The organism is Verminephrobacter aporrectodeae subsp. tuberculatae (genome assembly GCF_026127385.1).
Classification (GTDB): domain Bacteria; phylum Pseudomonadota; class Gammaproteobacteria; order Burkholderiales; family Burkholderiaceae_C; genus Acidovorax; species Acidovorax aporrectodeae.
Genome location: NZ_QZCX01000001.1, coordinates 1,530,637 through 1,554,441, shown reverse-complemented (window position 1 = coordinate 1,554,441; position 23,805 = coordinate 1,530,637). Strand labels below are relative to the sequence as shown.

At 66.1% G+C, this 23,805-nt stretch carries 25 protein-coding genes; 12 read left to right on the top strand and 13 right to left on the bottom strand.

The window, feature by feature from the left end; all coding sequences use genetic code 11:
• The first annotated feature begins 11 nt into the window (after window positions 1-11).
• The gene (locus tag D5041_RS06740) at window positions 12-1,097 is read left to right on the top strand and encodes a Gfo/Idh/MocA family oxidoreductase (protein WP_265284157.1); all 1,086 of its coding nucleotides are present in this window, start codon (window positions 12-14) and stop codon (window positions 1,095-1,097) included.
• A gap of 28 nt (window positions 1,098-1,125) precedes the next feature.
• Here the strand turns inward: D5041_RS06740 and D5041_RS06735 are convergent, their stop codons facing one another.
• Window positions 1,126-2,052 carry a hypothetical protein gene (locus D5041_RS06735; RefSeq protein WP_265284156.1) on the bottom strand — a complete coding sequence of 309 codons (927 nt, stop codon included), beginning with the start codon at window positions 2,050-2,052 and terminating at the stop codon, window positions 1,126-1,128.
• Window positions 2,053-2,267: 215 nt separating this feature from the next.
• Between D5041_RS06735 and D5041_RS06730 the strand changes: the two genes are divergently transcribed.
• The gene (locus D5041_RS06730; protein WP_265257903.1) at window positions 2,268-2,975 is read left to right on the top strand and encodes a PD-(D/E)XK nuclease family transposase; all 708 of its coding nucleotides are present in this window, start codon (window positions 2,268-2,270) and stop codon (window positions 2,973-2,975) included.
• A gap of 54 nt (window positions 2,976-3,029) precedes the next feature.
• Here D5041_RS06730 and D5041_RS06725 read toward each other — a convergent pair whose 3' ends face one another.
• Window positions 3,030-3,560, bottom strand: coding sequence for a molybdenum cofactor biosynthesis protein MoaE (locus D5041_RS06725; protein ID WP_265257904.1), 531 nt, complete (start codon window positions 3,558-3,560; stop codon window positions 3,030-3,032).
• 68 nt (window positions 3,561-3,628) lie between these two features.
• Between D5041_RS06725 and D5041_RS06720 the strand changes: the two genes are divergently transcribed.
• Window positions 3,629-3,946 (top strand): hypothetical protein, encoded by a 318-nt coding sequence (locus D5041_RS06720; protein WP_010106284.1) that lies wholly within the window; start codon window positions 3,629-3,631, stop codon window positions 3,944-3,946.
• A 22-nt stretch (window positions 3,947-3,968) separates the two neighbouring features.
• Here the strand turns inward: D5041_RS06720 and moaD are convergent, their stop codons facing one another.
• The 6 genes from moaD to D5041_RS06690 are packed head-to-tail and all read right to left on the bottom strand — an operon-like array spanning window position 3,969 to window position 10,145.
• Window positions 3,969-4,220, bottom strand: a complete 252-nt coding sequence (gene moaD / locus D5041_RS06715) for a molybdopterin converting factor subunit 1 (RefSeq protein ID WP_010106286.1) — start codon at window positions 4,218-4,220, stop codon at window positions 3,969-3,971.
• Complete coding sequence (locus D5041_RS06710; RefSeq protein WP_265284155.1) at window positions 4,217-5,488, bottom strand: molybdopterin molybdotransferase MoeA; 1,272 nt, start codon at window positions 5,486-5,488, stop codon at window positions 4,217-4,219. Before D5041_RS06710 ends, moaD begins: the two co-directional genes overlap by 4 nt.
• Complete coding sequence (gene mobB, locus D5041_RS06705; RefSeq protein WP_010106287.1) at window positions 5,473-6,042, bottom strand: molybdopterin-guanine dinucleotide biosynthesis protein B; 570 nt, start codon at window positions 6,040-6,042, stop codon at window positions 5,473-5,475. The genes D5041_RS06710 and mobB overlap by 16 nt, the downstream gene beginning before the upstream one ends.
• 34 nt (window positions 6,043-6,076) lie before the next feature.
• Window positions 6,077-7,516 carry a threonine synthase gene (gene thrC, locus D5041_RS06700; RefSeq protein ID WP_265284154.1) on the bottom strand — a complete coding sequence of 480 codons (1,440 nt, stop codon included), beginning with the start codon at window positions 7,514-7,516 and terminating at the stop codon, window positions 6,077-6,079.
• Between the two features lie 7 nt (window positions 7,517-7,523).
• Window positions 7,524-8,858, bottom strand: coding sequence for a homoserine dehydrogenase (locus tag D5041_RS06695; RefSeq protein ID WP_010106291.1), 1,335 nt, complete (start codon window positions 8,856-8,858; stop codon window positions 7,524-7,526).
• A 27-nt stretch (window positions 8,859-8,885) separates the two neighbouring features.
• Window positions 8,886-10,145, bottom strand: coding sequence for a pyridoxal phosphate-dependent aminotransferase (locus D5041_RS06690; protein ID WP_265284153.1), 1,260 nt, complete (start codon window positions 10,143-10,145; stop codon window positions 8,886-8,888).
• A gap of 100 nt (window positions 10,146-10,245) precedes the next feature.
• Here D5041_RS06690 and D5041_RS06685 point away from each other — a divergent pair, with 100 nt between their 5' ends.
• From D5041_RS06685 to D5041_RS06670, 4 genes are all read left to right on the top strand, one after another.
• Window positions 10,246-10,617 (top strand): Mth938-like domain-containing protein, encoded by a 372-nt coding sequence (locus D5041_RS06685; protein WP_010102866.1) that lies wholly within the window; start codon window positions 10,246-10,248, stop codon window positions 10,615-10,617.
• A gap of 160 nt (window positions 10,618-10,777) precedes the next feature.
• Complete coding sequence (locus D5041_RS06680) at window positions 10,778-11,263, top strand: peroxiredoxin (protein ID WP_010102864.1); 486 nt, start codon at window positions 10,778-10,780, stop codon at window positions 11,261-11,263.
• Window positions 11,264-11,378: 115 nt separating this feature from the next.
• Window positions 11,379-13,121, top strand: coding sequence for a PhoH family protein (locus D5041_RS06675; RefSeq protein WP_010102862.1), 1,743 nt, complete (start codon window positions 11,379-11,381; stop codon window positions 13,119-13,121).
• Between the two features lies 1 nt (window position 13,122).
• Entirely contained in the window at window positions 13,123-13,509 is a 387-nt protein-coding gene (locus D5041_RS06670; protein WP_010102860.1) for a hypothetical protein, read from the top strand.
• A 34-nt stretch (window positions 13,510-13,543) separates the two neighbouring features.
• On the opposite strand, the gene pyk is transcribed toward D5041_RS06670, so the two are convergent.
• The 4 genes from pyk to D5041_RS06650 form a co-directional block, all read right to left on the bottom strand.
• The gene (gene pyk, locus D5041_RS06665) at window positions 13,544-14,980 is read right to left on the bottom strand and encodes a pyruvate kinase (protein ID WP_265284152.1); all 1,437 of its coding nucleotides are present in this window, start codon (window positions 14,978-14,980) and stop codon (window positions 13,544-13,546) included.
• Between the two features lie 137 nt (window positions 14,981-15,117).
• The gene (locus D5041_RS06660) at window positions 15,118-15,864 is read right to left on the bottom strand and encodes an SDR family oxidoreductase (RefSeq protein ID WP_265284151.1); all 747 of its coding nucleotides are present in this window, start codon (window positions 15,862-15,864) and stop codon (window positions 15,118-15,120) included.
• 96 nt (window positions 15,865-15,960) lie between these two features.
• Window positions 15,961-16,482 (bottom strand): EVE domain-containing protein, encoded by a 522-nt coding sequence (locus tag D5041_RS06655; protein ID WP_265282621.1) that lies wholly within the window; start codon window positions 16,480-16,482, stop codon window positions 15,961-15,963.
• Window positions 16,483-16,500: 18 nt separating this feature from the next.
• Entirely contained in the window at window positions 16,501-16,938 is a 438-nt protein-coding gene (locus D5041_RS06650) for an SRPBCC family protein (protein WP_010102851.1), read from the bottom strand.
• A 322-nt stretch (window positions 16,939-17,260) separates the two neighbouring features.
• On the opposite strand from D5041_RS06650, the gene D5041_RS06645 reads away from it, so the two are divergent.
• The 4 genes from D5041_RS06645 to D5041_RS06630 all read left to right on the top strand — a co-directional run bounded on the left by D5041_RS06645 (window position 17,261) and on the right by D5041_RS06630 (window position 21,104).
• The gene (locus tag D5041_RS06645) at window positions 17,261-18,244 is read left to right on the top strand and encodes a YncE family protein (protein WP_407702234.1); all 984 of its coding nucleotides are present in this window, start codon (window positions 17,261-17,263) and stop codon (window positions 18,242-18,244) included.
• A 16-nt stretch (window positions 18,245-18,260) separates the two neighbouring features.
• Window positions 18,261-19,085: a polysaccharide deacetylase family protein gene (locus tag D5041_RS06640; RefSeq protein ID WP_265310984.1), complete on the top strand. Its 825-nt coding sequence runs from the start codon at window positions 18,261-18,263 to the stop codon at window positions 19,083-19,085.
• Window positions 19,086-19,116: 31 nt separating this feature from the next.
• The gene (locus tag D5041_RS06635) at window positions 19,117-20,127 is read left to right on the top strand and encodes a sterol desaturase family protein (protein ID WP_265257913.1); all 1,011 of its coding nucleotides are present in this window, start codon (window positions 19,117-19,119) and stop codon (window positions 20,125-20,127) included.
• Between the two features lie 134 nt (window positions 20,128-20,261).
• On the top strand, window positions 20,262-21,104 hold the full coding sequence (locus D5041_RS06630) for an EI24 domain-containing protein (RefSeq protein WP_010102844.1): 843 nt from the start codon (window positions 20,262-20,264) through the stop codon (window positions 21,102-21,104).
• An 11-nt stretch (window positions 21,105-21,115) separates the two neighbouring features.
• Here the strand turns inward: D5041_RS06630 and fabI are convergent, their stop codons facing one another.
• Window positions 21,116-21,907 (bottom strand): enoyl-ACP reductase FabI, encoded by a 792-nt coding sequence (fabI, locus tag D5041_RS06625; RefSeq protein WP_265257915.1) that lies wholly within the window; start codon window positions 21,905-21,907, stop codon window positions 21,116-21,118.
• A 44-nt stretch (window positions 21,908-21,951) separates the two neighbouring features.
• Between fabI and D5041_RS06620 the strand changes: the two genes are divergently transcribed.
• A complete protein-coding gene (locus D5041_RS06620) occupies window positions 21,952-23,796 on the top strand; it encodes an extracellular solute-binding protein (RefSeq protein ID WP_265284149.1) in 1,845 nt (614 codons plus the stop codon).
• Window positions 23,797-23,805 lie beyond the last annotated feature (9 nt).

Sequence of the window (23,805 nt, the reverse complement as noted above, 5' to 3'; positions counted from 1 at the left end):
TGGAGAAGAAGATGACCCAAAAATCCAGGCCGCGCATCGCCGTGGTCGGCGCAGGCGTTTATGGCAGCGCCATGCTCAAGTGTTTTGCGGCCTTGCACAAGCAGGGGCTGCTGGACTTGGTTGCACTGGCAGAAATCGACAAAGAAATTCTCGACCGCCAAGCCAAAAGTTTTGCCATCCGGGGATACGCGGACTACCGGGACATGTTCACGCATGCCGGTCTTGACGCCGTCGCCGTCGCAACCCCCGACCATCTGCACGGCGAGGTGGTGCTGGCCGCGGCCGACGCGGGCTTGCACGTGCTCGTGCAAAAGCCGCTGGACACCCGCAGCGCGCGCGCTCAGCAGATGATAGCCGCCTGTCGCCAGCGCGCGGTCATGCTGTTCATCGATTTTCACAAACGCTTCGACCCCGCGCACATGCGCTTGAAAAGCGATATGCAAGCCGGTCGGCTCGGAAAAATCCAGTACGGCTCCGTTTGCATGGAGGACAAGATCGTCGTGCCCTCGGTATGGCTGCGCCAATGGGCTGCACGCAGCTCACCCTCCTGGTTTTTGGGGGTGCATTTTTATGATCTCGTCTACTGGCTGCTGCAAAGCCAGCCGCGCAGGGTGTACGCCACGGGCCACAGGGGGAAATTGCAGTCCATGGGCGTGGATACGCTCGACAGCGTCAACGCCCGCGTTGAATTCGCCAATGGCGCCAGCTTTTCATTCGACCTCTCCTGGATCCTGCCCACCGGATTTCCGTCGATCGTGAACCAACAGATCCGGATGGTTGGCGAGGAAGGTGTGGTGGAGGTCGATAGCCAGGATCGCGGCATGTTCAGTTGCTACGCTGACGTGCCGGAGAGTCTGGTGATCAACGCTTTTGGCGCGCAGGAGTATGAACATCCCGTGTGGGGTGCGCAGGTGCAGGGCTATACCTTCGCGTCGATGATCCGGTTCGTCGAACTGCTCAGGGCCATGCAAAGCGGCGCGGTCACGCTCGACGAACTCAAGGGAAAATACCCCGATGGAGAGGATGCCCTGGTGTCCACCCGGATCGGAGAAGCCGTGGACCGCAGCATGGCTTGCGGCGAATGGATTTCATTGTGATTCGATAATGCCGGAGCGGCCTTCTTTTTCAGAGCGGAATGAATAACCCCTCACCTCCGATGCCGTGGATTTTGACGGGGCGATTATTCTGAATGACCGTGGCGAATTCCTGGTGCAGCGCCCTTGTGCACAACGGAGTTCCATTGGGAACATGAAGCCCCCCTTGGTAGCGAGCGACACCTTTGCGCGATAGCAGGAAATCAAGCCTTTGCCGCCAACTGGCCGTCTTCATATAAGAGGAAAGTGCCGGGGAAAGGGCATGCACTGCGTCATCATAGATCCGTAGCAGTCGCGCAAATCGTTCCATGGTGCCCGTCTCGTTGGTGGACGCAGGAGCGACGATGACTTTCTGTGTCACTGCATCCATGACCTTGGGGAATTTCCAAAGAGGCTCCAGATGCGCGATTCTGTTGCGCACCTCTTTCATCTCGAATATTTCGGCCAATGCGGAATTTCGGGCTGCTGCATCTGACCAATTGGGCAGTGCCCCTGGCTGGCTAAGCGGATGTCCCGGGAGAATATTGTACATGGCAGGCGTTCGCGATTTGGCGATCCATGCCAGGATGTTTGGCCAAAACCCGAATGAAAGCCGGGAAACAATCTCATCTGGACCCAAACGAACCGAGGAAGCATTTATCACGTCGGTGATCTTCTTTTTTGTCCCCGGTTTGAGCTGTGCGCCGATGGACGAAGCGTTCCACCACGCACTGCTCGCAGAGGTCCCCATAACGCCAGCCGGCGTCGGCAATGGGGTGGTCAAACTCATTTCGCGGTGAATGTTGTTTCGCAAAGCGATCTCGAAGTACGCAAGCAGTTTCGACACTTCGGCGCACACTTCTCCGTTCCATATGTACAAACCCACCGCCCCATCGGGATCCACCTTCCAGTACGCTCTGTAACTGTCGAGCCTTGGCTTGGAGATGATCTGTTCGAACTCACTGGATGGGGGATGCATGAGGGAACTGCTCTTGACAAGTCTGGCGGAAAACGCGTAGAGTCTCACTTTGACGCGCTGCAAGGCCAACCCGGCCAACCCGAGAGGGAGCCGGGAGCTCCAGTGTAGAGAGTGTGAAGGCCTCCCCGCAAGGGAGGCCTTCCGCTTTCCGGGCCTCGAAAAGCGTGAGGACCCGCATGCGATAGACTGCGCGGCCAAAGCAGGCGCGCCCATTCATGAACCTGAACCACCTCGATCCCAAGATTGGCTTGGTCTTCCAGCGCGTCTTCGCGCGCGCCGATCTGCTCAAGGACTTTCTGAACGCCGTCCTGCCCTTGGACGCTCCCATCGAGTCCCTGGCCTACCTGCCCGCCGAGCAGGCGCCGCAAGCCTCGGGCATGCGGTTTTCCATCATCGATGTCAAATGCCACGACCAGGGCGGTCAGGTGTTCGTCGTCAAGATGCAGATGCTGTGGTCCGCCGCCCACTTCGCGCGCATCCCGTTCAGTGGCGCCCAGGCCGTCGTCAGCCAGTTCTCCTCGGGCGCGTCCTACCAGCCGCTGTGCCCGGTCTACTCGGTCACGGTGCTCAACGACGTTTTCGAGAAAGACCCCGACGAGAAAGACTGTTGGCTGCACCACTACAAGATCACCCAGCTCGCCGATCACGACAAGGTTTTGAAAGGCTTGCAGTTCGTCATTCTGGAGTTGCCCAAATTCACGCCCCAAACGCGGGTCGAGAAGCAAGCGACTGCGCTGTGGCTGCGCTTTCTGCGCGAGACCGGCGAACCGGGCTTTGTTCCCGACGAAGCCCTTCTGTCCTACGCGCCGGTGGCCGACGCGGTCAAGCTCACCGAATTCAAGGGCTATAGCGCGGCCGAAATCGAGAGCTACCAGAAGTATCTCGATGCGCTGCGCAACGAAAAAGAGCTTCCTGCTCAATGACGAAGCCATCAAGCAGGCCAGCGGTTTGACCCTGCCAGCCAGCAAAAATTGAAGTCAAGGGCCATGCCCGCTTTGCTTGATGGGCGAGGCCGTGGGGCGAGGGGCTGAGTCCTTACTCCCGGCCATGATTGCCCAGCGCGCGAGCGCCGCGTCGTCGCTTGCCCTGGCGTCCACCCAGCGCGCACCCTGGGGGGTCTGCTCCTTTTTCCAGAACGGCGCCTGGGTCTTGAGGTAGTCCATCAGAAACTCGCAGGCCCGAAAGCTCTGCTCCCGGTGGGCGCTGGCCACGGCCACCAGCACGATCTGCTCGCACGGCAGCAGCCGCCCCACGCGGTGGATGACGCGGGCGCCCAGGATGTCAAAGCGCTGGAGAGCCGCGTCCAGCATGGCCTCGATCGATTTCTCGGTCATCCCGGGGTAATGCTCGAGCGTCATGGATTCCACGGCGTCGCCCGTGTCTTGCCCGCGCACCGTGCCGACGAAGCCGCAGACCGCCCCGACACCCGGGTTTGCGCGGCGCAGGGCCGCGATTTCGGTGGACAGGTCAAAGTCCTCGGTCTGTATGGATACGCGGGGCAGGGTCATGGGGGAGCGCAGGAATTTGTCGGTACGATTCGCCAGCCCCCGCACTGTACCCCCCCCACCGCTCCCCAATGGACGACGAGAACCAGATCCACGTACCGCAATCGTTCCTCGCGCTGTACAGCGACGCGCAGCAGCGCCTGCGCGCGCCAGCCGACGCGGTGCGCGCGCGCTACGAACTCTGCGAGGACTTGGCGGGCCACTTGGTGGAGCGGGCGCAGACGCTGCATCAGGTGCAGGCACCCTGCGAGGAGGACATCCTGCGGCGCATGCACGCCGGGCTCAGCAGCGCTGAGTCGGGGGTATCGCTTCCCGAGGCGGTCTGGATCGTCACGCGCCTGGCCGAGTTGCTGGCGTGGCCGTGCCCCGCGTTCACCGCGCCGCGCTGAAGGGCCGTGCTTCAGCCGCCGTTCATCCACCAGTCACGGGCGGAAAGAACGCCACCTCGGCCCCGTCGGCCAGCGGCGCGGTCTCGTCGCCCATGCTCTGGTCGAGCGCCATGCGCAGGGCCCTGCCGCGGGCCAGGCTCGCGGCGTGCGCGCCGCCGCGTGCAATGAGTTCGTCGCGCAGCGCGCCGAGCGTGGTGCACGCCGTCTCCACGGTCTCGCTGCCCTGGCCGATGGCCTCGCGGATGGAGGCGAAATAGCGCACCGTGATCTTCATGACAGCAACTCCGAGAACGCAATGAACGCAACGCTGTCGCCCGGTGCAATCGTCTGGCCGGCCGGGTTGTCGACCACGCCGTCGCCCCAGGTGGCCGAGGTCAGCACGCCCGAACTCTGGTTGCCAAACAGTTCCAGCCCCCCCGCGGGGTTGTGCCGCACGCGCAGGAATTCACGGCGCTTGTCGGCCCGGGGCCAGGCGAAGTGGGCGGTGGCGGGCAGCGCCTTGGGCGCAACGGCCAGCGCGCCCTGCAAGCGCAGCACAAAGGGCCGCACCAGCAGCGCAAAGGTGAGAAAGCTCGATACCGGGTTGCCGGGCAGCCCCATGAAATGCGCCGGCCCGACCTGGCCGTAGGCAAAGGGTTTTCCGGGCTTCATGGCGATCTGCCAGAGGTCCAGCCGGCCCAGCGCCTCGACGGCGGGTTTGATGTGGTCTTCTTCGCCCACCGAGACGCCGCCGCTGCTGAGGATCAGGTCGTGCGCGGCGCTCGCGTCCTGCAGCGCCTGCATGGTGGCGTCGCGCCGGTCGGGGACGATTCCCAGGTCGCTCACCGTGCAGCCCAGGCGCAGCAGCATGGCGCGCAGAAAGAAACGGTTGCTGTTGTAGATGGCGCCGGGGCGCATCTGCGCGGGCGGCACGGCGCCGGGCATGACCAGTTCGTCGCCGGTGGAGAACAGCGCCACGCGCGGGCGGCGCGCCACCTCCAGTTGGTGCAGGCCGATGCTCGCAGCCAGCCCCAGCCCGGCCGGCGAGAGCCGCGTTCCGGCCGCGAGCACCACGCTGGCGCGGCGGATGTCTTCACCCGCGCTGCGGATCCACTGGCCCGGCCGGGGCATGGCGTGGATACGCACCCGCCCCAGGCCGGCGCCGGCCAGGGCCTCGCAGTCTTCCTGTATCAGGACCGCGTCGGCGCCGGCAGGCACGGGGGCGCCGGTAAAGATGCGCGCTGCGCTGCCGGGCTGCAAGGGTTCGCCCGCGCTGCCTGCTGCAATGCGCTGTGATACGGGCAGTTCGACGGGCAGTTCGGTCGGCTGCGCCAGGCGCGCGGCCGCCACGTCGGCGCAGCGCAGCGCGTAGCCGTCCATCGAACTATTGTCCTGCGGCGGCACTTGCAGCGCCGAGATGCAGTCCTGCGCGAGCACGCGGCCGTCCGCGTCCATCGTGGCGATCCGGTCGGTGCCCGGCAAGGGCCGGGCCTGCGCGAGCAGTTCGGCGAGCGCCTCGTCCAGGGGCTTCAGGGGGCCGAAGGGATTTATCGCGGGGCGCATGGCAGCAGTCCCGCGTGCAGTCCGGATGCGTATTCAAAGCGCTGCGCGTGCTCCAGCAGCCAGTGCGCCACCCGCGCGGGCGCGTTCAGGTCGAGCACGGGCAGCCGCGTGGGCTCGGGCAGGCGCTGCGGCGCGTCGGTGACCACGGCGAGCACCCGGTCGTCGCCGGGGTAGCGCACGGGCTTGGCCAGCTGGCCGGGCTCGGGGGCGCGCCAGACCTCGATCTTGCGCAGGTCGCTGTCCTTGAACCCCTCGACGAGCACCCAGTCCACGCTCGGGCAGAGTTCGGCCAGCAGGTGGTGCACGCTCAGCGCCGTGGCCTGCCCGAACTCGCGCATCAGCACCAGGCGCTGGTCGGACGCCGCGACCACCTCGAACGCGCCCGCCGCGCGGTGGCGGTAGGTGTCTTTTCCCGGGTGGTCGATGTCGAAGCTGTGGTGCGCGTGCTTGACCACCGAGACGCGCAGGCCGCGCAGCCGCAACGCGGGGATCAGCTGCTCGATCAGCGTGGTCTTGCCGCTGCCGGAAAAGCCGGCAAAACCGACGACCTTCATGCGCTGCTCCTTGTTCGCCGCGGTTCTCGGGTCGTCAGGCGGACGGGGCGCAGTGGCGCTCGATATAGGCCCTGACCTGCTGCACGTCGGCGGGCAGCCGCTGCACGCGCCGGGGCAGGTCTTCGATTCCGACGAACTGTGCGGGCCGCTCGGGCGCATGGCCCAGGGCTTCGACGATGGTCTCGGAAAACTTGATGGGCAGCGCCGTCTCCAGCACGATCATCGGCAGCGTGGCCTCGCCATGGTGCGCGCGCGCCACCTTCACTCCGTCGGCGGTGTGCGGGTCCAGGGTCACGCCGCGGCGCCGGTAGGTGTCGCGGATGGTCTCCAGGCGGTCGGCGTGCGTGCTCTTGCCGCTTGCCAGACCATAGCGCGCTGCGGCCTCGGCAAAGTGCGCATCGGCGCTCAGATCGAAGTGGCCCGCGCGCGCCAGCGCCGTGCCAAACAGCGCCGCGACGCGCGCGCCGTCGCGGCCCAGCAGGTCGAACACGAAGCGCTCGAAGTTGCTCGCCTTGCTGATGTCCATCGAGGGGCTGGAGGTCTCGTGCGTATCCGCAGCGCTGCGCACGCGGTAGACGCCGGTGCGAAGGAATTCGTCGAGCACGTCGTTCTCGTTCGTCGCCACCACCAGCTGCGCGATCGGCAGGCCCATCATGCGCGCCACGTGGCCCGCGCAGACGTTGCCGAAGTTGCCGCTGGGAACCGCAAAGCGGACCGGCTGCGCGTTGCTTTCGGTGGCCTGGATATAGCCGGCAAAGTAGTACACCACCTGCGCCAGCAGGCGCGCCCAGTTGATCGAGTTGACGGCGCCTATCCTGTACCTGCGCTTGAAGTCCAAGTCGCCACTGACGGCTTTGACGATGTCCTGGCAGTCGTCGAACACGCCTTCGATGGCGATGTTGTGGATGTTCTCGTCTTGCAGGCTGAACATCTGCGCCTGCTGGAAGGCGCTCATGCGGCCATGCGGGCTGGTCATGAAGACGCGCACGCCCTTTTTGCCGCGCAGCGCGTATTCGGCCGCGCTGCCGGTGTCGCCGCTGGTCGCGCCCAGGACGTTGAGCTGCTCGCCGCGGCGCCCGAGCTCGTACTCGAACAGGTTGCCGAGCAACTGCATGGCCATGTCCTTGAACGCCAGCGTGGGGCCCTGCGAAAGGGCCTGGATCCACAGGCCGTCTTCGAGGTGGCGCAGCTCCGCGATCTTGCCGGAGCCAAATACCTCGGCGGTGTAGGTCTTGGCGCACAGGGCGTGCAGGTCGGCGGGCGGAATGTCGTCGATGTACAGCGACAGGATCTGGAACGCCAGCTCGGCGTAGCCCTGCGTGTGGTAGGCCCGGCGCAGGCGCGTGAGGGCTGCGTCGTCGATGCGCGGGTAGTGCGCGGGCAGGTACAGGCCGCCATCGGGCGCCAGGCCCTCGAGCAAGATGGCGCAAAACGGTTTGCGCTCTGCGTGGCCGCGGGTGCTGAGGTATTGCATGTCGGAATCAGCTCAGGGCTTCCTTGCGGATGCGCGTGATCGGCGCCAGCACCGTGGGCAGCGCCTGCATCTGCGCGATGACGGCGTCCATTGTCCCCTCGCGCGTGTCGTGCGTGAGGATGATCAGGTCAGTCTGCGTGGAGCCCTCGCCGCCCACCTCGTCGGCTGCGCGCTGCAGCACGGCGTCTATGCTCACGCCCGCGTCGGCGAGCAGCGCCGTGACCCGGGCCAGCACGCCGGCCTGATCGACCACGCGCAGGCGCAGGTAGTAGCTGGTGACGACCGCGCTCATGGGCAGCACGGGCAGGGCGTCCATGGCGTCGCTCAGCGTGTGCGGCTGGAAGGCCAGGTGCGGCACGCGGTGTTCGGGGTCGGCCGTGTGCAGGCGCGTGATGTCCACCAGGTCAGCGATCACGGCGCTGGCCGTGGGCTCCGAGCCCGCGCCCTTGCCGTAGTACAGCGTGGTGCCCACGGCGTCGCCCTGCACCACCACGGCGTTCATCGCGCCTTCCACGTTGGCGATCAGGCGCTTGGCGGGAACCAGGCTCGGGTGCACGCGCAGTTCCACGCCCTCGTCAACGCGTTTGGTGATTCCCAGCAGCTTGATGCGGTAGCCCAGCTGTTCGGCGTAGCGGATGTCGATCGCGCTCAGCCGGGTGATGCCTTCCACATGCGCCTTGTCGAACTGCACCGGGATGCCGAAGGCGATGGCGCTCATCAGCGTGAGCTTGTGCGCGGCGTCCACGCCCTCGATGTCGAAGCTCGGGTCGGCCTCGGCGTAGCCCAGGCGCTGCGCCTCCCGGAGCACCCGGTCGAAGTCCAGGCCCTTGTCGCGCATCTCGGACAGGATGAAGTTGGTCGTCCCGTTGACGATTCCCGCGATCGACTGGATGCGGTTCGCCGTGAGGCCCTCGCGCAGCGCCTTGATGATGGGGATGCCGCCGGCCACCGCGGCCTCGAAGGCCACCATCACGCCGCGGGCCGACGCGGCGGCAAAGATCTCCGTGCCGTGCACCGCGAGCAGCGCCTTGTTCGCCGTGACCACGTGCTTGCCGGCGGCAATGGCCTCGAGCACCAGTTCCTTGGCAATGCCGCAGCCGCCGATGAGTTCGACGACGATGTCGATGCCGGGGTGGGCGATCACCGCGCGCGCGTCGGCGACCACCTGCACCTGCGCGCCGACCACGCTCTGCGCGCGCGCCACGTTCCGTGCAGCGACCATGCGGATCTCGATGCCCCGGCCCGCACGGCGGCTGATTTCGTCCTGGTTGCGCTGCAATACGTGGAATACGCCGCTGCCGACGGTGCCTATGCCCAGAAGGCCGACTTGAATGGCTTGCATGCTCATGAACGATCCGGGGCTTGAATCTCAGGAAAGAGGAGGGGAGGGAAGGGACGGGGCCCCGGGCCGGCTGCGCCTGCGGTACTGCTCCAGAAAGCGCGCCACCCGGCCGATGGCCTCGCGCAGGTCGTCCTCGTGCGGCAGGAAAACGATGCGGAAGTGGTCCGGCGCGACCCAGTTGAAACCCGTTCCCTGGACCAGCATCACCCGCGTTTCCTGCAGCAGTTCCAGGAAGAACTGCTGATCGTCCCCGATGGGGTAGACCGCGGGGTCGAGCCGCGCAAACATGTAGAGCGCCGCGCGCGGCTTGACGCAGCTCACGCCCGGGATCGCCGTGATGAGTTCGTACGCCAGATCGCGCTGCCTGCGCAGGCGCCCGCCTTCGCCGACCAGTTCGTGGATGCTCTGGCGGCCGCCGAGCGCGGTCTGAATCGCCCATTGGCCCGGCACATTCGCGCACAGGCGCATGTTCGAGAGCATGTTCAGGCCCTCGATGTAGTCGCGCGCAGGTTTTTTCTCGCCCGACACCACCAGCCAGCCCGCGCGGTAGCCGCAGGAGCGGTAGCTCTTGGAGAGCGAGTTGAACGTGAGCGTGAGCACGTCCGCGCTCAACGAGGCCATGGCCCTGTGCCGGGCGCCGTCGTAGAGCACCTTGTCGTAGACCTCGTCGGCAAAAATCACCAGGCCATGCGCGCGCGCGATCTCCACGATGCCCGCGAGCAATTCGTCCGGGTACAGCGCGCCCGTGGGGTTGTTCGGGTTGATGACCACGATGCCCTTGGTGCGCGGCGTGATCTTGGCGCGCAGGTCGTCGAGATCGGGCATCCAGCCCCTGGCCTCGTCGCACAGGTAGTGCACGGGCGTGCCGCCCGAGAGGCTGGCCGCGGCCGTCCACAGCGGGTAGTCGGGCGCGGGCAGCAGCAGTTCGTCGCCGGTGTCGAGCAACGCGTTCGTGGCCATCACGATGAGTTCGCTGGCGCCGTTTCCCAGGTAGATATCGTCGAGCGTGACGCCCTCGACGCCCTGCTTCTGCGTCTCGTGCATCACGGCCTTGCGCGCCGCGAAGATTCCCTTGCTGTCGGAGTAGCCCGAGGAATTGGGCAGGTTGCGGATCATGTCCTGCTGGATTTCCTCGGGCGCATCGAAGCCGAACACCGCCAGATTGCCGATGTTGAGCCGGATGATCTTGTGGCCCTCTTCCTCCATCTGCCTGGCCGCGTCCATGATCGGCCCCCGGATGTCGTAGCAGACATTGGCGAGCTTGGCGGATTTCTGGACGGTTTTCATGCGCTGGCGGGTGGTTCGGTACCGGAGCCTATGATTGTAGTTTGCGCACGGACCGGCAACGCCGCCGTCTGCCCCTCCTCCTCCCGCCTGCCGACAGCCCATGAAATTCCAGCCCGACCCATCGACCGCGCAAACCATCAGCGGCTACGGCCCGGGCTGGATCAGCATGGGCGCGGAGAAAATCACCCGCAGCGTCATCATCGGCTCCGGCGGTCTGCGCCAAGAATGGCCCTGCGCGCGCTTCGAGGATCTGAGGCCGGAGCATTTCGCGCAGCTCGCCGCCCTGGACGCGCAGATCATCCTGTTTGGCAGCGGCGCCCGCACCCGCTTTCCTCCCGCGGCGTGGCTTGCGCCCCTGATCGCCCGCCGGCTGAGCCTGGAGAGCATGGACACGCGCGCCGCCTGCCGCACCTACAACATCCTGGCCGGCGAAGGCCGCGAGGTGGCCGCGGCCCTCCTGCTGGAAGCCTGATGCGCCCTGCCCCGGGCGCCGTGAGGGTCCACGGCCGCGCGATTGGTCGGGAAACGATTTCAGGGTAAAATCGCCGGATTCGGTCAGGAGCGCGCCCCGGCACCGCGATGACTGACCCGCTGGCTTACCAACGACTACATCCTGAGAGACCTGAAGCGATATGGCGATCGTTGTCAACAAACCCCTTCCCGAATTTGAAGCCAACGCAACCGGTGGTCTCAAGGTCTCCAACACTTCGCACCTGGGCCAGATTCTGGTCCTCTATTTCTACCCCAAGGACAACACGCCCGGCTGCACCACCGAAGCCATGCAGTTTCGGGACCGCTACAAGGACTTCGTGAAGACCGGCGCCGCCGTGTTCGGCGTGTCGCGCGACAACATGAAGTCGCACGACGATTTCAAGGAAAAGCTGGAGTTGCCGTTTGAACTCATCGCCGACACCGAAGAAAAAATGTGCCACATGTTCGGCGTGGTGAAGAACAAGATCATGTACGGCAAGAAGGTCAAGGGCATAGAGCGCAGCACCTTCCTGATCGGCCCCGATGGCCTGCTCGCGCAGGAGTGGCGCGGCCTGAAGGTGCCAGGCCACGTGGATGAAGTCCTCAAGACCGTGAAATCCATCAAAGCCCTGAAAAAGGCCGCCTGATTCTCCGGGCGCAATGGGGATCCCCAGCCGCTCCCCTCCCGAAAGCCGCCTGGGTCTCCAGGCGGTTTTTTTTGCTTTCACTGACCGCGCATTACCGACCGAGGTTCCTGCCACCATGCCCCTGCCCCCCGCCCCCAGCCGGCGCGCCGCGCTCCTTGCGCCCGAAGCCTTTGCGATCACCGCGCCCGCCCGTGCGCCGCAGCCCCCGGTGAGCGCGCCGATTGCCCAGGAGCCTGCCCGTGCGCCATCCGCAGCCCGCGCAAGGCGCAAGCCGCAGCGTCCGGAACCAGCCTTGGCCGCAGCGGCAGCGCACGCCGCACCACCACCACCCACCCAGGTCGAGACGCGCGCACGCGCAAGCGGCACGCGCCAGAGGCAGGGAGCCAACGCCGCGTCCTCCGCGGGTCCGAGCGTGGCCCCCCCGATCCCGTCCGGCGCACGCAGCAAGAAACCCGCAGCGCAAGGCCCGGCCAAGCTCTTCGTGCTGGATACGAATGTGCTGCTGCACGATCCCACGAGTCTGTTCCGGTTTGAAGAGCATGACATCTTCCTGCCCATGATCGTGCTCGAAGAGCTCGACAGCCACAAGAAAGGCATGACCGAGGTGGCGCGCAACGGCCGCCAGGCCAGCCGCACGCTCGACGCGCTGGCCGCGGCCGCCCAGGGCGCCGACATGGCGCAGGGGCTCCGGCTGGATTCCACCGGCCAGCGCGCGGCCGGCGGCCATCTGTTCTTCCAGACCGCCGCGCTGGACTACAGCCTGCCCATCAGCTTCCCCCCGGGAAAGGCGGACAACCAGATCCTGGGCGTGGTCCAGGCCCTGCGCACGCTGCACGCCCCGCGCGAGGTGGTGCTCGTGTCCAAGGACATCAACATGCGCGTCAAGGCGCGCGCGCTGGGCCTGGCCGCCGAGGACTACCAGAACGACAAGACGCTGGAAGACGGCGACCTGCTCTACGCGGGCGTGCTCGCCCTGCCCCCCGACTTCTGGGCCAAGAGCGGCAAGAACATGGAGAGCTGGCAGAGCGGCGCGCAGGTGTACTACCGCATCGGCGGCCCCGTCGTTGCGCAGCTGATGATCAACCAGTTCGTCTTCTTCGAGGCACCCGGCGAACCCAGCCTGTTCGCGCGGGTCAGCGAGATCCGCGAGAAGACGGCGGTGCTGCGCACGCTCAAGGACTATGGATCGACCCGGCACGCAGTATGGGGCGTGACCACGCGCAACCGCGAGCAGAACTACGCCATGAACCTGCTCATGGACCCCGAGATCGACTTCGTCACCCTGACCGGGACGGCAGGCACCGGCAAGACCCTGCTGGCACTCGCCGCGGGCCTGACCCAGGTGCTCGACGAGCGCCGCTACACCGAGATCATCATGACCCGCGCGACGGTGAGCGTGGGCGAGGACATCGGCTTCCTGCCCGGGACCGAAGAGGAAAAAATGGGCCCCTGGATGGGCGCGCTCGACGACAACCTGGAGTTCCTGGCCAAGGGCGACGGCGGCAACGCCGGCGAATGGGGGCGCGCCGCGACGAACGAACTCATCCGCAGCCGCATCAAGATCAAGAGCATGAGTTTCATGCGCGGGCGCACCTTCCTGAACAAGTACGTGATCATCGACGAGGCGCAGAACCTCACGCCCAAACAGATGAAGACGCTGATCACGCGCGCCGGCCCGGGAACCAAGATCATCTGCATGGGCAACCTGGCGCAGATCGACACCCCCTACCTCACGGAAGGCTCCTCGGGACTGACCTACGCGGTGGACCGCTTCAAGGGTTGGCCGCACGGCGGCCACATCACGCTGGCGCGCGGCGAACGCTCGCGCCTGGCAGACTTTGCGAGCGAGGTGCTTTGAAGTGGCCGCCTGGTTCACGGTGCTCAAGCTGGTCCCCTGGGGCCAGGTCATCGAGGCCACGCCCCAGGTCCTGCAAGCCGCCAGAAAGCTGCTCAGAAACCGGCGCGCAGGGAACACCGCGCAGTCCACCGCCCTGGTGCAGGGCGCAGACGGGCAATCCGCGCTCCCCACCGACGTGCAGTTGCAGCAGCTGCGCGAGCGGGTCCGGTGCCTGGAACAGGAGCAGCAGGATTGCGCCGCGTTGATCGAATCCCTGGCCGAGCAAACCGCCCAGGTGGTGCGCGCCGTGGAAACGCTGCGCCTGCGCGCCCGGCGCCTCACCGGGGCCGTGCTGGTACTGGGCGCAGCGTGCCTTGGTCTGCTGGTGTGGGGGCTGCGGCAGCCATGAAGTCCCGGGCCGCCGCAACGAACCACTCCGCGGGCTACCCGGCGACGCAGATCTTCAGCATGTTCGTCCCGCCCGGGGCGCCCATGGGCTCGCCGCAGGTGATGGCGTAGACATCGCCCTGCTGCACGATGCCGCGGCTCTTGAGGTGGCGCTCGGCCTGCGCGAGCGCGGTGTCGCGGTCGGCGCTGGTGTCGATCAGCAGGGGGCGCACATTGCGGTACATGGCCATCTTGCGCTGCGTCGCCACCTTGGGGGTGAGCGCGTAGATCGGGACGTGGATGCTGTGCCGGCTCATCCACAGCGCCGTCGCCCCGCTGTCGGTCATGGCCACGATGGCCTTGGCGCCCAGGTGGTGCGCCGTGAACAGCGCGCCCATGGCGATGGACTGGTCGATGCGGCCAAAGGTCCGGTCCGTGAAATCGGCGTCGAGCCGGCGGTCCTGCGCGGCCTCGGCCGCGGCGCAGATGGTGGCCATTTCTTCCACGGTCTCGAGCGGGTAGCGGCCGGCGGCGGTTTCGGCGCTGAGCATCACCGCGTCGGTGCCGTCGAGCACGGCGTTGGCCACGTCGCTGACCTCGGCCCGGGTGGGAACGGGGTTGGTGATCATGCTCTCCATCATCTGCGTGGCGGTGATCACGACCTTGTCGAGCTCGCGCGCCATGCGGATCATCCTCTTTTGCAGCGCGGGCACCGCCGCGTTGCCCACCTCCACCGCCAAGTCGCCGCGCGCCACCATGATGCCGTCGCTCACGCGCAGGATGGCTTCCAGATGCGGAATGGCTTCGGCGCGCTCGATCTTCGCGATCAGCCCCGGCCGGTGGCGCGTCTCCGACGCGGCCACGTTGCACAGCTGGCGCGCCATTTCCATGTCGGTTGCGTTCTTCGGAAAGCTCACCGCAACGTAGTCGGCCTGAAAGCCCATGGCCGTGCGGATGTCTTCCATGTCCTTGGCCGTCAGCGCAGGCGCCGTCAGGCCGCCGCCCTTCTTGTTGATGCCCTTGTTGTTCGACAACTCGCCGCCCACCTTGACGGTGGTGTGCACCTCCTCGCCGCGCACGGTGTCCACGGTGAGCACGATCAGGCCGTCGTTGAGCAGCAGCAGATCGCCCGCCCGCACGTCGCGCGGCAACTCCTTGTAATCCAGCCCCACGCCCTGGACATCGCCCGGTTCGGTGCGCGAAGCGTCGAGAACGAAGCGCGCGCCCGATTTGAGTTCGACCCGGCCCTCGGCGAACTTGCCCACGCGGATCTTCGGCCCTTGCAGGTCGGCCATGATCGCCACCTCGCGCGCGGCGCGCTGCGCCGCCGCGCGCACGCTGGCGGCCCGGTCGATATGGTCCTGCGCCTTGCCATGGCTGAAGTTCAGCCGGACCACGTTGACCCCTGCACGGATCATGGCCTCGAGCAGCGCCGGGTCACTCGACGCAGGACCCAGGGTGGCAACGATCTTGGTGGCACGGCGCGTAGGCATGGGTCGCTCTCTTTCGGTGAATGTGGGAATCGGGTTCCGATTCTCACATGCCGGCGGTGGCGCGCCGGTCAATGGCCTGCGGCGAAGCGGCTGAGTCGTTACAGAAAATTTTCCTGTCTTTCCTGTCTCTATCGGGTTCAGGTCGCCCCGCCATCTACCGTGATGACCTGCCCCGTCACCCAGCGCCCCCCTTCGCTGGCCAGAAAGGAAACGGCCTCGGCAGCGTCCTGTGGCGTGCCCAGGCGCTTGAACGGCGAAGCGGCGGCGAAAGCCGCTTGTCGCTCCGGCGGTGCCTTGGCGAACATGCCCGGAATGGTTGCACCCAGCCGCAGCGTGTTCACCGTGATGCCCCGCGGACCGATCTCCTTGGAGAGGACACGGCTGAACGCTTCGAGCGCCGCCTTGCTCGCCGCATACAGGGCAGAGCCGGGGATCGGCGCGCCAACCAGGGTGGACGAGATGTTGATCACGCGACCACCGTCTTGCAGCCGCTTCGCGGCCTCCCGCATCGCCAACAGAGCGCCGCGCACGTTCACGTCGAACACGGTGTCGTAAGTGTCCTCGGTCACGTCGGCGATCATGCCGGGGGCAATGACGCCGGCATTGTTGACGAGCACGTCAATGCGGCCGAAACGGTTGATCGTCGCGTCGAATGCCTCCTGCACGTCCTTGGCATTCGAGACGTCTGCACGCACCAGCGCAGTTTCACCGCCGGCTTGCGCGATTGCATGCAGGATTTTCTCCGCCGCCTCAGCCGACTTTGAATAGGCGATCATGACGGCAAAGCCGTCGATCGCCAGGCGGCGGGCGATTTCACTGCCAATACCGCCCGACCCGCCGGTGACGAGTGCCACCTTGGTGGTCTTTTGTTGAATAGCTGTCAATGCGTTCCCCTGTATTGTTGAAAATGCGGCCCGCGCCAAGCGCAAACCCTGTTGCACCCCATGTCGCCGCGTCGATCCCGGCCCGATCGACCATGCTCAGTCCAGCCGGGTAAACAGATCCGGACCGGCCGGTTTGCCGGCGGCGATTCCCGAGCAGACGCTTTCCCAGGAATCCGGCAGCATGGATTGCGCAATCAGCTGGAAATCCTCCTCGGTTATCTCGAAATGCCCGCGCCGGAACGGGAATCCCCAGCTCGTTTTGCCGCGGGTGAATGAGAGCTGCTCGAGCATCGGCCGGATCGGTGCGTCCATCGCGCTATCGAGATACCCGATGTCGCGCCGATAGGGAATGAAATCCGGCGCCATTTGGAACGGGTAGGTTTCGTTGCCGACCACCTTGCCGATCGCGGTGAATTTCTGGCATTTCTCGTCGCCCTGGAATTTTGTCACCGGCGAATAGAAGACGATGCCGTCGCCAATGGACATGCGCGCCAACGGGGCCCGCTTGCCGTGGCAGACTTGGCAGAATCCACCCGCCACACCGCGCATGATGTGTTCCTTTGAGACGACGCCACACCAATACTTCGCCATGCTGCTCTTTGTTTGCTGTTTGCTCAAATTCGACCCTTCGCGGTGTCACTGCGCCTGGACCAGCGCAATGATGTTGTTCACCGACTCCGGCAGTCCGGACTGCATGTGCGGCCAGATTTCCTTGCCGAAGAAGCCTGCGGCCTCTTCCTTGATCTCGGCATGAACCTCGTGCGTGAGTTGCAGCTTCTTGCCAAGCATTTGCATGCAATGCACGTTGCGGATCACGCCAAACGGCAACACGGCTTCGTCGGAGAACTCTTCGCCCTGCGTGACGGTCTTCAAATGAACCTGGATCGGTTCGCCACCTTGCGGGGTCAATGAGAACGCATTACCAACCTGGAAGTTTTCGCGGATTTCTGCGTGTGCAATGCCCTTGTCCCACTGCATCCAATGATTCACGTCCACCCAGATCGCCCAGACATCCTGCATGGATGCGTCGGCCGTGGCGGTATATGCGGAGTGAAATTTGACGGTATCAACCATTCTTGAGTTCCTTTGCCTGTTGTCGGAATCGGGTGCGCAGAGCGTTTCACTGCTTCTCACCCGGCGGATGCGCGCGCGCGGGCGATCCTACTTCAAGCATGGCGCCGCAGAAAGTGTCGGTTACACAAAAATCCTGGGCCGCATGGCGCGCCGCGATGTGCGCACAACGGCGCCGCGGACTGCGTACATTTCCCCCAAGTGCCAGGAACGCCCACCGGGGACGGCGGGCGAGCCGGGAAGAGACCGCAGGCCATGTTGCGTTTGGACGCAGATCGGGAGCGGGTCCGGCGCTAGACTCTCGGGCTGTGTTGAAAGCGATTCCGTGAAGATGTTTTCGATTGCGCGCGCGTGCGCCGCCTTCGGCGGGTTCTGGATCTTCATGCATGGGGCACTCGCAGAGGCCCCGCCTTTGTTCGTCCTGAACTCTCTGGATGCGGATGTCAGCGTCGTCGATCCGGTGACCTGGACCGAGACGGCGCGCATTGCCGTGGGCAAGGAGCCGCACCATCTCTACCTCACACCCGACGAAAAGTCGCTCATCGTGGCGAACGCGCTGGACGATTCGCTGACCTTTGTCGATCCGCGCACAGCCCAGGTGCAGCGCACCGTGCGCGGCATCGTCGATCCCTACCACCTGCGTTTCAGCCCCGACATGAAGTGGTTCGTGACTGCGGCGAATCGCTTGAACCATGTGGATCTTTATCACTGGAACGGGAAGGACCTGGCGCTCGTGCAGCGGGTCGCTACCGCGCGCACACCCAGCCATTTGTGGATCGACAGCCGCAGCACCACGGTCTACGCGACCATGCAGGACAGCGATGAACTGGTCGCCATCGACCTCGCGACCCAGCGCATCCGGTGGCGTGTCCAGACCGGCGCCATGCCGGCAGACATCTATGGCAGCGCGGACGACAAGCGTCTGTTCGTCGGCCTGACCGGCGACGACGCCGTCGAGGTGTTCGACGTCTCCGGGCCCGAACCCGTGAGCGTCCACAGGATCAGGACGGGCAGTGGAGCGCATGCATTCAGGGCCGCGGGTGACGGCCGCCATCTGTACGTGAGCAACCGCGTCGCGAACTCCATCAGCAAGATCGACATGCACACGCAGCAGCTGGTCGAGTCCTACCCCGTTCCCGGCGGGCCCGACTGCATGGACCTGTCCGCCGACGGCCGATTCATCTACGTCAGCGCGCGCTGGGCGCGCAGGCTCTCGATCGTCGATACCCACGCCAAGCAGGTCGTGCGGCAGGTCACGGTGGGCAAGTCTCCGCATGGCGTGTGGACGCTGCAGCATGCGCCGCGTTGACCGGGTGGGTGGGCGCATGCGCGCTGCGGGCTCTCGCGCAGCAGGCTGCGGCCGCCGATGGGCCGTCTTGCTGCTGGCGTTTGCGGCGCCTATCCCGGGCGCCGGCGCCCAGGGGGACTGCAAGCGGCCGCTGTACCTTACGTTTGACACGGGCCATATGGAGATTGCCCCGCTGGTCGCCGAGGTGCTCAAACGCCAGCAGGTCCGGGTGAGCTTTTTTGCCGCCAACGAGCGCACCAAACAAGGCGACGGCAGCCTGGGCGATCACTGGGCGCCCTGGTGGCGTGCCCGCGCTGCCGAGGGACACGAATTCGCCTCGCACACCTGGAGCCACGTCGGCTGGCGCGCCGACCTGGGGAGCGCGCAGGACCCCGCGTTTCGTGTGCGGCCCAGCGCCGGCCCGCGCGCGGGGCAAAGTCTCGTGCTCTCGGCCGCCGAATATTGCGCAGAAATCGCCCGCGCGGCCGATCGTCTGCAAGCGCTGACCGGCAGGGCGCCGCTGCCGCTGTTCCGGGCCCCGGGCGGGAAGACCTCGCCGCGCCTGCTCGCCAGCGCGCGCGCCTGCGGCTACACCCATGTGGGCTGGTCTCCGACCGGGTTTCTCGGCGACGAATTGGCGAGCGAACAGGTCAGCAACGCGGCGCTGCTGCGCCGGGCGCTGCAGAGCGTGCGCAGCGGCGACATCCTTCTGGCGCACCTGGGAATCTGGTCGCGCAAAGACCCCTGGGCCCCCGCGGTGCTCGAGCCCCTGATCGTGGGCCTGAAGCAGCGGGGTTTCTGTTTTCGCACCCTGCGCGAGCACCCCGATTACGCTGCGCTGGCAGCGCCGGCAGTGCGCTGACGCGGCGCGGGATCGACGGAGCGATCGCGCGATGGCGCAATGGCTGAGCGACGGCTTCGACGGCCTGCAGCAGTGGCTTTTTGAAAGCCTGCTGCAGCCGCTGATGTTTTCCATGGGCTGGGCCAGTTTTCTGGAAGACGGCTACGCGGCTTGCGGCTGGCTGCTCGTGGGCCTGTTGCAGTTGGGGGTGATCGGGCTGCTGATCGGGCCGCTGCAGCGCCTCTGGCCCGTGGAGCCCGTGACCGACCGCGCGACGATCCGCACGGACATTCTCTACACCCTGGTGCATCGGCTGGGCCTGTTCCGGCTGGGCCTGTTCGCTACCGTGGAGCCGCTCGCGGACGCGCTCTTCGGCGCCCTGCGGGTGGCCGGCGTCAGCACCTTCCACCTCGACGGCGTCTGGCCGGGCGTCTCCGACGTCCCCTGGGTGAGCCTGCTGCTGTACCTGCTGGTGCTCGATTTCTTCGGCTACTGGATACACCGCGCGCAACACCACTTTGAGTGGTGGTGGCGCCTGCATTCCCTGCACCACGCGCAGCGGCAGATGACCATGTGGAGCGACAGCCGCAACCATCTGCTCGACGACCTGCTGCGCGACGCGCTGCTCGTTGCCGTGGCGCAGTTCATCGGCGTGATGCCGGGCCAGTTCATCGCCATCGTCGCCATCACGCAGCTCAGCGAGAACCTGCAGCACGCGAATCTGCGCCTCAGCTTTGGCCGCTGGGGCGAGCGGCTGTGGATCAGTCCCCGCTTTCACCGCCTGCACCACGGCATCGGGATCGGCCATGAGACGACCGTGCCGTCCGTGGGCGCCGGCGCGTCGGGCGCGCAGCCGCGCGTGGTTCCGGGCGGCGCCAACTTTGGCGTGCTGCTGCCCTGGTGGGACATGCTCATGCGCAGCGCCAACTTCGATGCGCGCTACGGCCCCACGGGCGTGCGCGACCAGGTGGAACCCGGAGCGGACGGGCGCTTGCGCGACTATGGCCAGGGTTTCTGGTCGCAGCAGTGGCGCGGGGTTCTGCGGCTGTTTGGCAGGGCGTGACAGCGCACGACCCGGCCGACGGCAGGGGCGCCCGCTTGCCATCCAGGCATTTCTCTGCAAGCATCCCCACGCCCCGCAAGCGCTTCGGCGCGCCGCGGGTTCCCCGGCTCCAAACGACGAAAGGACGCGCGCCAGTGGATTTGCTGTTCGATTCCTTCTGGCGCGCCGCGGTCGGCTGCCTGCTGCCGCGCGTGCTGGCCCTGTCGCTGCTGCCCTTGCTGCTGATTGCGGCTTTGGCGTTGGGGTGGGGCTATTTCTACTGGGACGCGGCGGTCCTGGGAATGCGCTCGCTGCTCGACGCATCGGCGCTCGTGAGCAGCCTCTGGCGCTGGATGCAGGAATCGGGTCTGGGCGACGTGGTCTCGGTGCTCGCTCCGCTGCTCGTGGTCCTGGCCGTGGCGCCCGTTCTGGTGGTGTTGTCGCTGCTCGTGGTGGCGCTGCTCATGGCGCCGGCTCTGGTGCCCTGGGTCGCCGCGCGGCGCTTTCCGGACCTGGAGCGCAAAAAGGGCGGCTCTTTCATGGCCAGCGTGGCCTGGTCGATTGGCTCCACCCTGCTCGCCCTGGTGGCCCTGGTGCTATCGATTCCGCTGTGGTTCGTGCCCCCGCTGGTGCTCGTCCTTCCGCCCCTGATCTGGGGCTGGCTGGCGTACCGGGTGCTGGCCTTCGACGCGCTCGCCGAGCACGCCAGCCGGCAGGAGCGGCAAGAGATTTTCCGGCGCCACCGCAGCAGCCTGCTGGGCATCGGCATCATCACGGGCTACCTGGGCGCAGCGCCCGGCATCCTGTGGGCGTCGGGGGCGGTGTTTGCTGCCGCGTTCCTGATCCTCGTGCCGCTGGCGATCTGGATCTACACCCTGGTCTTCGCGTTCTCGTCGCTCTGGTTCACGCACTACTGCCTTGCGGCCTTGCAGCGCCTGCGTGCCGAGGCGCCCCGGGCGCGTCCCTTGCCCGGCATGGACCGCCCGCGCGAAGCTTAGTGGCCGCGTCGTCAAGTCACCATGTCACGGCTGATGCCGGCCGTCTGGCTAAAGCCGCCGTCAACGTAGCTGATTTCCGCGGTCATGCCCGCGGCCAGGTCGGACAACAGGAAGGCGGCCACATTGCCCACGTCCTCTATGCTCACGTTGCGGCGCAGCGGGGACGCGCTTGCGACCCGCGCCAGCAGCTTGCCAAAGTCCTTGATTCCGCTGGCCGCCAGCGTCTTGATCGGGCCGGCGCTGATGCCGTTGACGCGCATTCCCCTGGGGCCCAGCGCTTCGGCCAGGTAGCGCACGCTGGCCTCCAGGCTGGCCTTGGCCAGGCCCATGGTGTTGTAGTTCGGGATGGCGCGCAGCGCGCCCAGGTAGCTCAGCGTGACGAGCGAGGACCTGTCGCTCAGGTACGGCAGCGCGGCCCTGGCCATCGCCGGAAAGCTGTACGCGCTGATGTCGTGTGCAACGCGAAACGACTCGCGTGACAGACCTTCGAGAAAGTCGCCGGCAATCGCCTCGCGCGGGGCAAAGCCGATGCTGTGCACGAAGCCGTCGAACCGGGGCCAGTCCCGGGACAAGTCGGCAAACATGCGCTCGATCTGCGCGTCGCTGGCCACGTCGCAGTCAAAGACCAGCCCGGAGCCGAACTCGGCGGCAAATTCGGTGATGCGCTCCTTGAAGCGCTCGCCCACATAGCTGAAGGCCAATTCGGCACCCTGCGCATGGCAGGCCCGGGCGATGCCATAGGCAATGGAGCGGTTGGACAGCAGGCCCGTGATGAGCAGCCTTTTGCCAGTCAAAAAACCCATGGTCGTTCTCTCCTGTGGAATGCGGCGTAGTGCAGAATTGTCGCATGTGGTTTTGGCGGTTTTTTTTACTGATGCTGTGCGCTGCTCCGGCGTGGGCCGCGCATGGCTATGCGTTGTGGGACGAGCTCAAATACCCGCCCGGGTTTGCGCATTTCGACTACGTCAACCCCGATGCTCCCAAGGGGGGCGAGTTGCGCATGGTGAGCAATCTGCGCAACTCCACCTTCGACAAGTACAACCCCTACACCATGAAGGGTTCCGCGCCCGCCTACCTGGACGATCTGCTGTTCGAGACGCTGCTCACGGCCTCCATGGACGAGACCGCGTCCGCCTATGGCCTGCTTGCCGAGAGCGTGGACGTAGCCGGGGACCAGATGAGCGCCACCTTCCGCCTGCGGGCCGAGGCGCGCTTTCACAACGGCGACCCCGTGCTGGCCGCCGACGTCAAGCACAGCTACGAGACACTGATCGGCCCCCATGCCGCGCCCGGCTACGCCACCCTGCTGCAGGAGGTAGCGGGCCTGGACGTGCTGGGCCTGCGCAGCGTGCGCTTTCGCTTCAAACAGCCCGACCGCGAACTACCGCTCACCGTGGGCAAGATGCCGATTTTCAGCCGCGCCTGGGGCCGGCAGGCCGACGGCCGGGCCAAGCGCTTTGACGAAATCGTCACCGACATCCCCATCGGCAGCGGCCCCTACCGCATCGGACCGGTGAAGTTCGGCCGCGACATTACCTACCAGCGCGACCCGCAGTACTGGGGTCGCCACCTGAACGTGCGCCGGGGCGCGTTCAACTTCGAGCGCATCACCGTCAATATCTACAAGGACAATACCGCGCGGCTGGAGGCCATGAAGGCCGGTGAGTTCGACTTCATGATCGTCTATTCGGCGGGCGACTGGGCACGCCGCATCGACGGCAAACTCTTCACACAGGGCGTGCTGGTAAAGAAGGAAATGCCGCACAGGCTGCCTACCGGGTTCCAGAGCTATGTGCTGAACACGCGCCACCCAATGCTGCAGGACCCGCGCGTGCGCGAGGCGCTGGGCCTGACCATAGACTACGAGTGGATGAACCGCCAGATGTTCTACGGCAGCTACCCCCGGGTGAAAGATCTGTTTGGCAACACCCGCTGCGCGGCCAGTGGCCTCCCCGGCCCTGAGGAGCTGGCCCTGCTCGCACCCTGGCGCGGCAAGCTGCCCGACGCCGTTTTCGGCCCCATGTACAGCCCGCCTGTGACCGAGGGCGCGGGCCATTCGCTGCGCGCCAACCTGCGCCGTGCACGCGAACTGCTTGCCGACGCGGGCTGGAACTACCGCGACGGTGCCCTGCGCAACGCCCGGGGAGAGCCCATGGTGATCGAGTATCTGGACAGCCGGGAGGTTGGCGTGCGCATGGTCGGACCGTGGACACGCAACCTCCAAAAGCTGGGCATCACGCTGCGCTTTGTGTCGGTGGATTTCGCGCTGTACCGGCAGCGCCTGGACAAGTTCAACTACGACATCATTGGCTTGGCCTACCCTGGCACGCACAACCCGGGCCAAGAAATGAAGGAACTGTTCGGCAGCCAGGGCGCCGACGTGGAAGGATCGAGCAACTATGCGGGTGTAAACAGCCCCGCGGTGGACGCGCTGGTCACGGCTCTGGTCCGCGCACGCAGCCAAGCCGAACTATTGCCCGCCTGCCACGCGCTGGACCGCGTCATCATGCACAGCCACTACCTCATTCCGCAGTGGGCGCTGGCCTCGCACCGCGTGGTGTACAACCAGCAGCGGCTCGCCTACCAGGAACCCATGCCCCCCTACGCTGGGGCGCAGGAGTGGCTGATGTCCTCTTGGTGGAGTCGGGAAGCTGCGACGAGATCCCCCCTGTCGACGACGCTACGACCCTGACCCCCCGGC